The sequence below is a fragment of the Paraburkholderia sartisoli genome (assembly GCF_900107685.1).
Classification (GTDB): Bacteria; Pseudomonadota; Gammaproteobacteria; order Burkholderiales; family Burkholderiaceae; genus Paraburkholderia; species Paraburkholderia sartisoli.
The window spans coordinates 403,927-417,838 of sequence record NZ_FNRQ01000005.1; the positions used below are offsets into that span (position 1 = coordinate 403,927).

The 13,912-nt window shown below is 61.9% G+C and carries 11 protein-coding genes; 3 read left to right on the forward strand and 8 right to left on the reverse strand.

Annotated elements, in window-relative coordinates:
• Positions 1 to 163 precede the first annotated feature (163 nt).
• The 6 genes from BLV45_RS17705 to BLV45_RS17730 all read right to left on the reverse strand — a co-directional run bounded on the left by BLV45_RS17705 (position 164) and on the right by BLV45_RS17730 (position 9,549).
• Positions 164 to 511: a copper-binding protein gene (locus tag BLV45_RS17705; protein ID WP_090535240.1), complete on the reverse strand. Its 348-nt coding sequence runs from the start codon at positions 509 to 511 to the stop codon at positions 164 to 166.
• The gene (locus tag BLV45_RS17710; protein WP_090535241.1) at positions 508 to 3,714 is read right to left on the reverse strand and encodes an efflux RND transporter permease subunit; all 3,207 of its coding nucleotides are present in this window, start codon (positions 3,712 to 3,714) and stop codon (positions 508 to 510) included. The genes BLV45_RS17705 and BLV45_RS17710 overlap by 4 nt, the downstream gene beginning before the upstream one ends.
• Positions 3,711 to 5,237 carry an efflux RND transporter periplasmic adaptor subunit gene (locus BLV45_RS17715; RefSeq protein WP_090535242.1) on the reverse strand — a complete coding sequence of 509 codons (1,527 nt, stop codon included), beginning with the start codon at positions 5,235 to 5,237 and terminating at the stop codon, positions 3,711 to 3,713. The genes BLV45_RS17710 and BLV45_RS17715 overlap by 4 nt, the downstream gene beginning before the upstream one ends.
• An 11-nt stretch (positions 5,238 to 5,248) precedes the next feature.
• The gene (locus BLV45_RS17720; RefSeq protein WP_090535243.1) at positions 5,249 to 6,556 is read right to left on the reverse strand and encodes a TolC family protein; all 1,308 of its coding nucleotides are present in this window, start codon (positions 6,554 to 6,556) and stop codon (positions 5,249 to 5,251) included.
• A 92-nt stretch (positions 6,557 to 6,648) separates the two neighbouring features.
• Positions 6,649 to 7,011, reverse strand: coding sequence for a hypothetical protein (locus BLV45_RS17725; RefSeq protein ID WP_090535244.1), 363 nt, complete (start codon positions 7,009 to 7,011; stop codon positions 6,649 to 6,651).
• 111 nt (positions 7,012 to 7,122) lie between these two features.
• A complete protein-coding gene (locus BLV45_RS17730) occupies positions 7,123 to 9,549 on the reverse strand; it encodes a cation-translocating P-type ATPase (RefSeq protein ID WP_090535312.1) in 2,427 nt (808 codons plus the stop codon).
• Positions 9,550 to 9,631: 82 nt separating this feature from the next.
• On the opposite strand from BLV45_RS17730, the gene cadR reads away from it, so the two are divergent.
• Positions 9,632 to 10,066 (forward strand): Cd(II)/Pb(II)-responsive transcriptional regulator, encoded by a 435-nt coding sequence (cadR, locus tag BLV45_RS17735; RefSeq protein ID WP_090535245.1) that lies wholly within the window; start codon positions 9,632 to 9,634, stop codon positions 10,064 to 10,066.
• A gap of 99 nt (positions 10,067 to 10,165) precedes the next feature.
• Here the strand turns inward: cadR and BLV45_RS17740 are convergent, their stop codons facing one another.
• Positions 10,166 to 11,413 carry an MFS transporter gene (locus tag BLV45_RS17740; RefSeq protein ID WP_090535246.1) on the reverse strand — a complete coding sequence of 416 codons (1,248 nt, stop codon included), beginning with the start codon at positions 11,411 to 11,413 and terminating at the stop codon, positions 10,166 to 10,168.
• Between the two features lie 93 nt (positions 11,414 to 11,506).
• On the opposite strand from BLV45_RS17740, the gene BLV45_RS27170 reads away from it, so the two are divergent.
• Complete coding sequence (locus tag BLV45_RS27170) at positions 11,507 to 11,743, forward strand: hypothetical protein (RefSeq protein ID WP_143130443.1); 237 nt, start codon at positions 11,507 to 11,509, stop codon at positions 11,741 to 11,743.
• A gap of 119 nt (positions 11,744 to 11,862) precedes the next feature.
• The gene (locus BLV45_RS17745) at positions 11,863 to 12,090 is read left to right on the forward strand and encodes a DUF2964 family protein (protein ID WP_090535247.1); all 228 of its coding nucleotides are present in this window, start codon (positions 11,863 to 11,865) and stop codon (positions 12,088 to 12,090) included.
• A 180-nt stretch (positions 12,091 to 12,270) separates the two neighbouring features.
• On the opposite strand, the gene BLV45_RS17750 is transcribed toward BLV45_RS17745, so the two are convergent.
• Positions 12,271 to 13,845 carry a DUF1254 domain-containing protein gene (locus tag BLV45_RS17750; RefSeq protein ID WP_090535248.1) on the reverse strand — a complete coding sequence of 525 codons (1,575 nt, stop codon included), beginning with the start codon at positions 13,843 to 13,845 and terminating at the stop codon, positions 12,271 to 12,273.
• Between the last annotated feature and the right edge of the window lie 67 nt (positions 13,846 to 13,912).

A 13,912-nucleotide genomic window follows, 5' to 3' on the forward strand; every position in this document is an offset into this window, starting at 1 on the left:
TGGCGGCGAAAATAGCAACGCGCGCGTCGCCGCATCTGTCTGACGGAAAATTCGCCGCCGCAGGTTGGATAAGGTCATTCGCATTGCAATGCCTCTACTTACAGGATGCGACCGCAGGCCCGCTGTCACACGGCGAGCCTGCGAGTGCCGTGTCAGCGTCCCATCACGACTGCTTTTCCAGTTTCACGATGGTCAGGGTACCGTTAACGTTTTCGACCCGGACCTTGACCCTGTCGCCCTCGTGAACCTGCTTGACCATCGCGGCGTCCTTCGCCTTGAACGCCATCGTCATCGGCGGCATTCCGACGTTCTCCAGCGCGCCGTGCTTCAGTGTGACCATGCCAGTCGCCGCGTCCACCTTCCTGACCTCTGCTTCGGTGAGGGCGGTGTTCGATGACGTCTTCGAAACCGACGGCCTGGACATCTCCATGCCGGCCATGTCATCCCCAGCGAACGCGGGCGCAGCAACGATAGCTGCAAGAGCAACAGACGCAACAATCAACTTCTTCATTGAGTTTCTCCAGTTTGAGTAGATGGCACTTTCATGCCGGAAGGTACTGCGTGTGGGAGCCGCGCATGGCCCAGCATTCGCGCGCGGCGGCGTTGCAGCAGGAACCAGGCTGCAGGGATAACGAACATCGAAAGAATGGGTGCCGTGACCATGCCACCGACCATCGGCGCCGCAATGCGCTGCATGACTTCCGAACCGGCGCCGTGTCCGACCATGATGGGGATGAGACCCGCCAGCACGACAGCAACCGTCATCGCTTTCGGTCGCACGCGCAACACGGCGCCTTCACGAATCGCATCGAGCAGAAGCGCCTCGGTTAGCGGTTCACCTTCCTCCAGCCGGCGATTGAGCGCACCCTTCAGGTAGAGCAGCATCACGACACCGAACTCGGCCGCAACACCCGCGAGTGCGATAAATCCGACTGCGGTTGCGACAGACACCGCGTGACCTAGTATCCAGATGAGCCAGAAGCCACCGACCAGGGCAAACGGCACCGTCGACATCAGCAGCAGTGCATCTGCCGCGGAGTTGAACGTGAGGAAGAGCAGCACGAAGATAACGACGAGTGTCACGGGAATGACCGTACGCAGCTTGGCGGCCGCACGCTCCAGATATTCGAACTGGCCGGACCATGCAATCGAATAGCCCGGCGGAAGCGTCACTTTCTCTGCAACAGCGCGCTGCATGGCCTCGACCGCTGACTGCAGGTCCGTATTGCGGATATCGACGTAGACGTAACCAGAGAGTCGGGCATTCTCGCTGCGAATCATCGGCGGGCCATCGGCAATCGTGATGTGCGCGACATCGCCGAGCTGGATTTGCGCACCACGGTCCGTGACGACCGGCAACTGACGCAGCTTCTCGAGCGAATCCCTGATTTCACGCGGATAGCGGATGTTGATGGGGAACCGCTCGCGACCGGCAATGACCTCGCCCACGTTCTCCCCGCCCACGGCCGAGGAAATGACAGACTGGATATCGCCGACGGAAAGCCCGTAACGTGCAGCCGCCAGGCGGTCGATGTCGATATCGATGTACCGGCCGCCGTTCAGGCGCTCAGCCAGTGCAGACGTGACGCCGGGCACATCCCTGACCGCTGTTTCGACCTGCGCCGCAATCCGGTCGATTTGCGAGAGGTCGCCGCCCGAAATCTTGATGCCGACCGGCGTCTTGATGCCGGTGGACAGCATGTCCAGGCGATTGCGAATGGGCGGTACCCACACGTTCGACAGCCCTGGCACCTTGACCGTCCGGTCCAGTTCGTCGACCAGCTTCTCCGGCGTCATGCCCGGTCTCCACTGGCTGCGTGGCTTGAACTGAATCGTGGTCTCGAACATCTCGAGCGGTGCCGGGTCCGTAGCGGTGTCGGCCCGGCCGGATTTGCCGAAGACAGTCTCTACCTCGGGAACCGTCTTGATGAGCCGGTCGGTCTGCTGTAGCAGTTCAGCTGCTTTTTCGGCCGAAATTCCCGGAAGCGCTGTCGGCATATACAGCAGGTCGCCTTCATCGAGCGGCGGCATGAATTCGCCGCCGAGCCGGGACAGCGGGATCACCGAAGCGGCCAGCGCAACCACCGCCAGACCAATCGCAACCCACGGCCGCCGCAGCGTCGCTTCCAGCAAGGGTCGGTACAGTCGAATCAGGACGCGGTTGATTGGGTTCGAGTTCTCATGAGGGATGCGACCTCGAATCAGATAGCCCATCAGCACTGGCACAAGCGTGACTGACAACCCGGCGGCAGCGGCAATCGTGTAGGTCTTGGTGAAGGCCAGCGGAGAGAACAGCTTCCCCTCCTGCCCCTCGAGCGAGAACACCGGGATAAACGACAGCGTGATGATGAGCAGCGAGAAGAACAGCGTGGGCCCCACCTCCGCTGCAGATGTCGCGATGAGCTCCCAGCGCTGCGCCGTCGTGATTTGTTCGCCCGGATGCTCATGGTCGTACGCTTCGAGATGCTTGTGAGCGTTTTCAATCATCACGATGGCCGCGTCAATCATTGCGCCGATGGCAATGGCGATGCCGCCCAGCGACATCAGGTTCGCATTCACGCCCTGATAGCGCATGACGATGAAGGCGGCCAGCACGCCGAGTGGTAGCGACAGAATCGCGACGAACGCACTGCGCAGGTGGAACAGGAACACCGCGCAGACGAGCCCAACGATGACGAACTCCTCGATGAGCTTGTCCTTGAGGTTGTCCACCGCGCGCTCGATGAGCTGGGAGCGGTCGTAGGTCGTCACGACCTCGACGCCGGCTGGCAGTGAACGTTTCAGGCTGGCCAGTTTTGCCTTCACCGCATCGATGGTTGTCAGCGCGTTCTTGCCGGAGCGCATGACGATGACGCCGCCCGCCACTTCTCCCTGTCCATTCAGCTCAGCAATGCCACGTCGCATCTCGGGTCCGATTTGAATCCGGGCCACGTCGCCGAGCAGAACCGGCGTACCTGCATCGTTCGTTCGCAATACGACGTTGCGAAAGTCGTCGAGTGTGTGCAGGTAGCCTGACGAACGGACCATGTACTCCGACTCGGCCATTTCAACCACCGACCCACCCGATTCCTGGTTCGCCTTGCCGAGCGCGTCGGCCACCGCCGCCTGCGTGATGCCGTAGGCGCGGAGTTTGTCCGGGTCGAGCACAACCTGATACTGGCGCACCATGCCGCCGATGCTCGCGACTTCGGACACATCGGGCACTGACTTCAGTTCGAATTTCAGGAACCAGTCGTTCAATGCACGCAGTTGCCCAAGGTCGTGTTGCCCGGTTTTGTCGACGAGCGCATATTCGTACACCCAACCCACGCCGGTTGCATCCGGTCCAAGCGATACAGTCGCGCCCTGCGGCAGGCGGCTCTGTACCTGATTCAGATATTCGAGCACGCGTGAACGTGCCCAGTACTGGTCGGTTTTGTCGTCGAACAGCACGTAGACGAACGCATCGCCGAACGAGGAATACGCGCGGATGGTTTTCGCACCGGGCACGCCAAGCAGCGTCGTCGTGAGCGGATAGGTGACCTGGTCCTCGACGACCTGCGGCGCCTTGCCCGGATACGACGCCTTGATGATGACCTGCGTATCGGACAGGTCGGGCAGCGCATCGAGCGGCGTTTGCGTGACCGAGTAGACGCCCCACGCCGTAACGAGCGCGGTCGCGAGCAGCACCAGGAAGCGGTTGTGGATAGACCACCTGATAAGACGCGCGATCATTTGGCGCCTCCGACTGGCTCGACGCTGGTCAACTGGTAGCCCTCATCCGACTGTCTGAAGACGAAATGAACAGTCTGGCCAGGCTTCACATCCGGAAACGCCGTCGGCGACGGTTTGCCGAATGCCATCGTCATCGCACCCCAGCCCAGAGCGGGAACGGGTTGATGTGAAAACGTGATGTCTCCGGCCGTCACCTGTTCGACCTTACCTGTGGTGTCGTAGGTCTGCGGTGCGGCTGCGGCAGGTGCTGCAGCCGGTGCGCTCGCACCAGTCGGTGCGGTTGCTTCGAGCTTTGGCAGAACGGATTTCAGATTCGCTTCCGAGTCAATCAGGAACTGGCCGGATGCGACGACCTGCTGGCCTTCGGTCAGGCCGCTGCTCACCTCGGTATCGTCGCCGGCATCGTTGCCAACGGTGACCGCGACAGGTTGTAACCTGCCGTCTGAATGCCTGACGATGACCACCGACCGCTTGCCCGTCGTGATGACGGCTTCCGAGGGCACGAGCAATCGCGATACCTTTTTTGCGGCGCCGACGCGCGCCCGCATCAACATCCCTGGCGTCAGCCTGAGGTCCGCGTTATCGATTTCGAGGCGTGCCTGAAGCGTGCGACTGCTCGTGCTGATGCCCGGCAGGATTTCGCGGATGTGTCCCGTGAAATGTTGCGCCGGGTCGCCGGCAAACACGGCGTCCACGCTCATGCCTGGTTGAACCTGAAGCGCCAGCGCTTCGGGCACCTCGACCACGAGCCACAACCTGTTGAGTCCGGAGACTTTCGCGAGCGTCTGCCCGGGTGACACCATCGCACCGTCGCGAACGTTCAGTTCGGTCAGCACGCCGGTTTCCGGTGCGGATAGCGTGATGTGTGTCTGCGCCTTGCCTGTGCGGTCGAGACTTGCAATCACGCCGTCCGGAATCGACATCGCCCGCATGCGCGCACGTGACGCCGCAAGCATGCCGTCATCCATGCCGCCACGTTTCAGCGCCAGGTACTCTTCCTGTGGCGCAAGCCAGTCCGGAACGAACAGGGACGCAATCGGCGCGCCTTTCGCGACGCGCTGCATTGGGGCGCTGGCGTAAAGATGGTCGATGTAGCCGGTCACCCGCGACTGGACGACATCCGCTTTCGACTCATCGAACTGCGTAGTGCCTACCGCGTCGAATCCTTCCGTGGTTTCCTGCCGGCGCACAGTGGCGTAGCGAATGCCCAGGTTCTGCTGAAGACCCGGGTCAATCCTGATACCGCTGGAGCCTTCTTCGTCGGCATAGACCGGCTCTAGCTGCATGTTCATGAAAGGCGATTTGCCCGGCTTGTCGAAATGCTGGTTCGGCACCATCGGGTCGTGCCAGTACAGTACCTTCCGGCCAGTCTTCGGGTCGATTCTGTCGCTGGAGGGTGTCGCTGCAAGCGCGCTCTCGCCACTCATCGTCGAACGGTGCGTGCCGGCCACATAGCCGATACCCAGCAACGCCGCAGCGGCAAACGTCATCAGGGCCACGCGTGCCGGTTGTTTCTTTTGCATGTTGTTCTCCTTCACTGACTGACGGGCGTCGAAGCGGACATCGAGGCGGGTACGACCTGATATTCCAGCTGGGCCCAGGTCCGGGATGCGTCTCGCTGCAGGTCGAGCACCTGAAGCTGGGCGTCGAGTTGCGCGCGTCTGGCGGCGAACGTGTCCGCAAGCGAGCCCGTGCCTGCCTTGTAGGCCGCGGTCGCCAGTTGGGCGCGCTGGTCCGCGGCGGGCAGCAGGGAATTGCTGAGATTCGCGATACGTTCGCGACCGCTGGCGAGCGTTGCCGCCTGCGTGCGGATATCCGCTTCCACCTGACGCTGCGTGTCCTCGTACATCAGGCGCGCCCTGGTGCCGAGTTCCGCTTTTTCGGCGGCTTCCCGGTTCTGGATGTTCTTGCGGTTGATGGGCAGCGGAATGCTCACTCCAACCGAAACCATGTTCGAGTACTGCCCTCCGCGCTGCTGGTAGGAAACCTCCCACGTCCAGTTGGGACTGCGGTCGCTGTTGGCAACCGCGGTATCGGCATCGGCTACGGCGATGTCCCGTGAGGCTGCGATGAGCGACGGCTGCACCTCGCGAAGCGCCTCCGGCGGCAGGGACGATACGTATGACTGTGGCGCCGGCGGGTCACCGGTCACATCGGAAACGGGCGTTGCCGTCCATCTGGACAGGCCGATGAGCGCGGTCTGAAAAGTCTGCCGGGCTTTGAGCAACTGGTCCTGGGTCTGCGCCAGCATCGCCTGGGCCTGCATCACGTCGGCGGCAGTCGCTTTCGCCCCCCGATAAGAGGCTTTCGTTGCATCCAGCTCGTGAGTCATATGGCCAACGAGTTCCTGCTGCAGCGAGACAGCTTTCTTCGCATAGACCGCGTTCAGCCACGCCGTGGCCGTTTGCTGACGCGTGTTCGCGAGCTGGGCAAGGTAACCGGCCCGCTCGCGGTCTACTACGTCATTCGCCAATGCGGACCGCAGCCGCCGCTTGTCACCGGATACCCATTCCTGCTCGATGCCGATACGACGCATGGTCATGAAGTCCTGACCGATGGTGAACCGTTGCGGTCCGTTCACCGGCAGGTTGTCCACGCCAGCCTTCAGCATCGGATCGGGCAACTGGCCGGCGCGGACGGCCGCCTCTGAAGTGGCGCGCACTGATGCCTGCGCAGCCCCCATGGTGGCGGAGCGGTCGGTCGCGGACTGGAGCGCCGCATCAAGCGTGACGGGTGCTTCCTGTGCGTGTACAGCGACGCTCGCGAGAATCAGCGCGGCAAAAAATGAAGGCGCGCGCAGTGATACACGCCGGCATGACGGCGTGCCGATAGTTAAAGGCATGTTCTAACCCCAACGGCGGACTCCCAAAGGGAATCCACGTCCTGGACGCAGGACGACCTCACCGCAGATGCGGTGAACCTGTCAGAAAGGGATTAGATGGCGCGGGGAGGTCGCCAGAGTCCGGCCGGTTCACGGACGGTGAGCGACAGTGCGTAGTGAAATACAACGGGGCTGGACAGCCCGGCGGGACGGGTTATTTCAGTGGTGGAAACCGGGTGATACAGACTCCCAAGCTGGCATTGCGCCGTCGCCTTGCAGAAGAAGCCTTTGGTTTTTCCCGGTTGCGAGGATTTCATGGTTTCGCAGCCTGGCATCTCCGAAGACATCGCACTGCCATCGTCGGAGCCCATGCTCATTTGCATCGGACATTCTCCAGTCAAGCCGCTGGCCGCGAGCCCACTGATGGGAAGCGCGGCACAGAGCAACAGGAGGAGCAATGTCCGAAGAAATTTCATGGCTGGGATTATAGCGAAGGTATGTTATTCATGTTCCGGTGAATGTGCATGCTGGAAAAGTCTGCCCCATGGGGATATCAATGAAATCCGGGGCAAGTCCCGTGTTGACGCCTATCGCGAGTGCGTTGTTATCGCCGCGCTCGCGTTGAATCCGCGGCTCACCCGAAGACCGTTGAACACGACGATGAGACTCGCCCCCATATCCGCAAAAACTGCCATCCACATGGTTGCGTGACCCGCGAGCGCCAGCACGAGGAAGACGGCCTTGATCCCTGTTGCCAGCGCAATGTTCTGCCAGAGAATCGTCACGGTCCTCCGGGACAGCTGAAGAAAGGCCGGAATTTTGCGCAGGTCATCGTCCATCAACGCGACGTCGGCGACCTCGATTGCCGTGTCACTGCCCGCCGCCCCCATGGCAAAACCGATATCCGCCCGGGCGAGCGCCGGCGCGTCGTTGATGCCGTCACCCACCATCCCGACTTTGGCATCAGATGATGAGGCCTCTTCTACGAATCGCTCGACATATCGCAGCTTGTCTTGCGGCAACTGACCGCCCCACGCTTCCTTGATGCCCGCCTGCCGGGCGACGGCGGTCGTTGTCGCCTCGTTATCTCCCGAGAGCATGACGACGCGCACGCCGTCGCGTTGAAGCCCGGCGATAGCGGTTCGGCTTTCCGGTTTTATTGTGTCGGCCACACCGATTACAGCGATCACTGCCTGACGCGTCGTGAGCATCAATGCCGTCTTGCCCGACTGTTCCAGTTTGCCCAGTTGCGCGCGGATGTTTTCAACCGAAGCGCCGACCTCCTGTACCAGACGCTCGTTGCCGAGGAAATACTCGGTGCCTGCCACGATTGCGCGTGTACCGCGCCCGGGAAGCGCTTCGAATCCGGCTATCTCGATGGCGGGCGTTCCGCGCAAAGCCAGCGCGATGGCCCGTGATACCGGGTGGTCAGAGTGCGAGGCCAATGCGAATGCGACCTCTCTGGCTGAGGCCGCCGGGTCGGCCGACAACTCGATGAAATCGGTCAACCCGGGGCGGCCACGTGTCACCGTGCCGGTCTTGTCCAGCGCGAGGATGCGCAGCTTGTGTCCCATCTCAAGATAAACGCCCCCTTTGACGAGTATTCCGTGCCTTGCTGCCGCGGTAAGTCCCGTGACGATGGTCACTGGAGTCGCGATAACCAGGGCGCACGGGCAGGCAATGACAAGCAGAACGAGCGCACGATAGATCGCGTCATGCCATGTCCAGCCGAACGCGACCGGCGCCAGCGTTCCGAGCGCAACAGCCGCGATGAAAACCGCCGGGGTATACCACTTCGCAAATTCGTCGACGAATCGCTGCGTCCTGGCGCGCTTCGACTGCGCCTGTTCGACTGCCTGGACAATCCGGGCCAGCGTCGTTTCCGTCGCGACGCTGGTGACGCGATATTGAAATGCGCCGACCTCATTCACCGTTCCCGCGAACACGGGGTCCCCTGTTGTCTTTTCGACCGGGATGCTCTCGCCGGTAATTGCAGCCTGATTGACCGTCGAGCTTCCGACGACGACGATTCCGTCCAGCGCGATGCTCTGGCCCGGCAGGACCCGTGCGATGGCGCCCGCCGACACGTCCTTTGCGTTCATCTCGCGCCAGGTGCCATCCGGCTGGCGGATGGCGACCCTGTCCGGTGCGAGCTGAATCAGTCGCCGAACTGCGTCCCGGGCCTTGTCCAGTGACTTCGCTTCGATTTCCTCCGCAACCGCGAAGAGGAACATGACCATTGCCGCTTCGGGCCACTGTCCAATGAGCATGGCGCCGGTCGCGGCGATTGCCATCAGCGCGTTCATGTTCAGCGTCCGCGCTTTTACCGCAATCCAACCCTTCCTGTACGTATCCAGGCCTGCGCACGCGACAGCTGCTACGGAAAGAGCGGCGACTGCTGCGATGGGCGCACCGAACCACCCCGTTAACTCGGCCGCAACGGCCAGTATCCCGGACGCAACCAGCAGAAGTGTTTCCCGGGAACGCCAGAAGTTTTGCTCCTTCGTCTCGTGCGGCACATCGCCTGTCCGCAGTTCTGCTTCAAAGCCGACGTCCTTCAGCGCTTTGACGAAGTGACTGGCGTCCTGTCCGTGTGCATCTATACGGAGTAGTCGTTGAACAAGGTCGAACTCGACACGCTCGACGCCGGGCTCACTCGCCAGCCTCCTGCGAATCAGGCCTTCCTCGGTGGGGCAGTCCATTTGGCTGACATGAAGCACGATGCTCCGGTCGTTCGGGCTGACTTCGCGCGTGGCCCGCATGCCGGTTTTCGCAAGTGCTGTTTCGACGGGTCTGGCGTTGGCGTATCGATGTGCGATACGCACCGTGCGCGCAAGCGTGTCCACCTCGACGTTTTCGACGCCGGGCAACGGAGCCAGGACGTTGCGAACGAGCTTTTCCTCGGTCGGACAACACATGTCCTCGATGCGGAAAGCGTCGATGCGCACCGGGTGGGCGGAAGTTCCGCTCCCGGTGGCACAGCTATCGAATTTGCCGGATGTTTTCCTGTCCATACCTCGCCTCGCCACGCGGGACCAAAGCAGCATTACAAACCCTCGAGTTACTATAGGGTCAAGCATGTCGCGAGGAGCACTCATGAAAATCGGCGAACTCGCCAGGATAGCTGGCTGCGCGGTGGATACAGTCCGGTTCTACGAGCGCGCGGGTATATTGCCGGCGCCGGCACGCACCGCTTCGAACTATCGCGTATATACGGCAGCCCACATGGACGAACTGGCGCTCGTTCTGCGTTGCCGCGCGCTGGACATGTCGCTTGACGAGATTCGACTGCTGCTGGAAAAGCGACACGCTCCGGAAAGCGATTGCGACGCGGTGAACGAACTGCTCGACCAGCACATGGCCGCCCTGGACCTGCGTATCGCGGAACTGACGCGCCTCAAGGAAGCGTTTTCGAAACTCCGCCAGCGCTGCTCGAAGGCTCGGACCGCTGCCGAATGCGGAATACTGCGAGAGCTGGAAGCAGGGGCAACTGCCACGGCGCGCAGGGTGACGACCGTTCCGGGGAATTGAGGGCGTTCTTTCCTGGCGGTGGGGGCACACTGGACGCTTCACCCGCCATTCCGCCTTGCAGGAAACCGCACACCTGCAAAGCGTTTCCCACGCTTTCCGTCAATCCGAACTCACCTGGCACGCGACCGCATCGGCTTCGCGTGTTTTTTCTCGCGTACCGAAACTGGCCAGCGCGGCCAGCCCGAGCAACGCCAGCCCGCTGCCGAAGAGGAAGTCGGCCCGAATGCCGACGTGGTCGACGATCAAGCCGCCAACCAGCGAACCGGATGCGATCGCCACCTGAATGATGCCGACGAACAGCGCGGAGCCCGCTTCCGGTGCGTCCGGCGTCGCGCGCTGAATCCAGACGCTGAAACAGAGCGGCAGCGCGCCGAACGCAACGCCCCACGCCATCACGACGGCGGCGACGCCATATGACACGTGTTGCAGCAAAGGTAGCGACAGCAGCGCAAACATCAGGAGCGAGGTCATCGCGGCGACCGATGTCTTCAGATTGCGCGCGACCGTCGCTGAAATCGCGAAGTTCGAGACAAACCCGATCATCCCGAAGCCGAGCAGCAGCCACGTGATGGTGGCCATCGAGAGGTTCGCGTTACGCAGCAGGAACGGCGTGATGTATGTGTAGGACGAAAAGTGCGCGCCGAACACGAGCGCGACCATCAGCATGCTTCGACGCGGATGTGGCCGGCGCATCAGGCCGACCAGGTCCTTCATGCGCAATGCGGTCGTCGAGGGCAGGGACGGCACCAGAAAGAACTGTGCAACCAGCGCAATCGCGACGAGCACGCCCGTCGCCATGAACGAAGCCCGCCATGACGCGAAGCTCGCGATAAACGTGCCGAGCGGCACGCCGATCACGGTGGCGCACGTCACACCGGTCAGGATCGTCGCCATCGCTCGCGCGGAATCGCGCGGCGCGACGAGGCGTCCGGAGGCCGCTGTTGCCAGCGTCCAGAAGCCGCCGAGTGACGCGCCCAGCAACGCGCGTCCCAGCAGCATGACCGCGAAACTGGGCGCGAACGCGGAGATCAGGTTCGACGCGAGCAGCAAGGTCGTCAGCAGCAGGAACACACGCCGACGGTCCATGGTTCCGGCCACGAGCATCAGCCCCGGCGCGGAAATGGCGGCGATGACGCCCGGGACGGTCACCATCAGGCCGGCCGTTCCGGGCAAGACGCCCAGTTCTTTGGCGACGCGCGGCAACAGCCCCACCGGCAGGAACTCGGTTGTCACGAACGCAAACGCGCCGATGGCCACGGCGATGACGGCAAGCCAGGCGCGCAGCGACGACGCATCGTCGTGCTCCGGCGAGGCACTGCCAGCCGGCAGATTTTTTTCCAATAGCATGGTTTTGTTTGTGGGTTACTGAACAACGACTTGAACTGGATCGGTCACGCCGACCAATCACGTCAGAAATATCGGATCTGAAGCAGAATGGGCGTGGAAATCGCCCACATTTGCGGAGCACACCATAGCATCGTATTTAAACGCCCGCAGACGCCTCAAAATAATCGCACCTGCGTGCAGGGTTATTGGCAAACGCGGCCGGTCTCGAAACGGATGACAGGGCCGCATCCGCGCGTTGCCGGCGGCTTCGAACCGTCGGCATGGAAGCGTTCGCTCGCGTTTAAGTACCTTGACGTAAATCGCCCGGATCTGTTTGAGCACAATCAGTGATGCTGATAAATCGGTGCGTGACTTTATAATGGGCGGAATATCGCAACACGTTTTTTCGGACACGCGATCAACGTCAACCGTCGCTTTCGTTGCCGCCTGGATTTGGGGAAGGGCCAATCATGAAACTCAGCCGCTGGAGAGAAGGTGCAGGTCCGGAACGTCGCAAGCTTGTCTGGACGAAGCTTCGCGTGCTGCTTGCAGCGATCGGCACGCTGACCGCCGTCGCAGGCATTGCGGTCTGCGTGAATGGCCTGCTCGAATTCAACAAGGTGAAAGTCGCGGCGGGCGTCGCGGTCATCATCGCGTCGACGGTTCTTTACATCGTCATGCTCTCGGGGTCCGAATAGCGTGACCCTCGTGCAGCCGCGGCGCGCGGCAGGGCGTACCGCTTGAACAGGCCTTGCGCGCAATGAATGGCCGTCGCTGGCGACGGCCATTCACGCTACGGTGCATGCTCCACGTGTTGCGCCCCGCGCGCGGCGGATGAGCGCGACGGCCGCGTCAGCGGGCCGTCTGAAGCAGCATCTTCAAGACACTTGCTGGATGTCTTCGAGTTTCCAGCTCTTGTCGAACCACGGCGCGAGCGGGCCATACAGCCGGAAAATCGTGAACCAGCTCTTGCCCGGAATGGTTTGAATCCAGTTGCTTTCCTTGCCCGCCGGCGCTTTCGGTCCGAAATACAGATCAACGGAGCCGTCCGCGTTTTTCGCAAGGCCCTTTTCGCTGGAGAGGCTCGGGAACTGCTGGTCGGTCTGCAGCATCGAGCGGGTTTGCGGGTCGTACAGCACCACCGACCAGAAATCCTTCACCGGCACGTTGGGCGGAACGTGCAGCGTGTAGTTTTTCGCGCCGTCGAGCGGTTTGCCTGCCGCATCGTAATTCGCCGCGGCGTACTGCGAGCCGATGCCGGGCATCGCGATCGCCATCGCGGGCGTATCGACGGTCGCGGCATAGAAGAACATCGTGCGCGCGTCGAAGTTGCGTGCGCCGTCGTTCAGCCACTGGTAGCTGCCGCCGACGAACGGCGTGTTCCAGTGGCGATCCGGATAGATCAGCACGGCCTTGTCGCGGTTGGCGAAGTCGATCGCGCGCGCGGTTGCGTTGCCGACCGCGACGGCATCCGTGAGGATCTTCGTCATGCGTGCATCGGGCGCGAACGGCTTGCCTTTCACGATGCCAATTGACGCGAAGAGGCCGGTCATGTCAGGACCGTAAACGCCGGCGGGTTCTTCCTGGACGATCTCGTTCATCTCCTCGTAGAACTTGATCGTGTTGGCGTGTACCGTATTCATGACCTTGCCGGACATGTCGACGAACGCCGTCCTGGGCGGCGAGCCTGCCTGCGACAGCGGATAGACACGCAGATGCGCCTTGAGGCTTTCCACACCCGGTTTCGGGTCGCCGTTCTTCATGAACGCGCGGCCGAACAGCAGGTTGCCGAACGTCGGCGACTTCACGATGATGTAGCCGCTCTTCGGCAGCGCGCCGGTATAGCCCGGCGGCACGAACAGGTACTTGCCACCCTTGCCCTTGTCCGGGCCCGCGTTGCCGAGGTCGGTGACATAACGGAACCAGAAGTCGTCGACGACACCGAGGATGTTCGGCGGCGTTTCGACAACCACTGGCCCGTTCTTCAGGTCCATCCAGTTCCAGAAGTAGACGGTTTCAGTATTCGCAGTCAGGAACAGCGACTTCGAATCCATCAGCGATTCGAAAATACCGATGGTGCTGCCGGTTGCGCCCGCTTCACGCAGGCCAGCCCGGAGCGCGACCAGCGACGCGCCCGGAATGCCGTTCAGGAACACTTCGACGCCACGCATGAAGTCGAGGTTGTCGTAGACCTTCTGCGCCGTCTCGGGCGTCGGGATGCCGTCGAAGAACTTCAACTGGCCGATGCGCGTGTCGACTGTGTCGGGCGTCGTGATTTCGGGGGGAATCGGTGTGGTCATCCTGAACGCAGCCGGAGCGGCCGCTACCGGCACGAACGCCGATGCGCACAATGTGGCGAGGCAACAGGCAACACTTCGTTTGATGGTCGTCTTCTTGATCACGAAACCTCCACGCAGGTGAACGCCCGAAAGATCGGGGTGGTAAGGGTACATGTTGCTGGCACTATTATTACCCGCCCGTTCCAGGCGCGCATCTCAAAAAGCGCTCTACAATGCATGC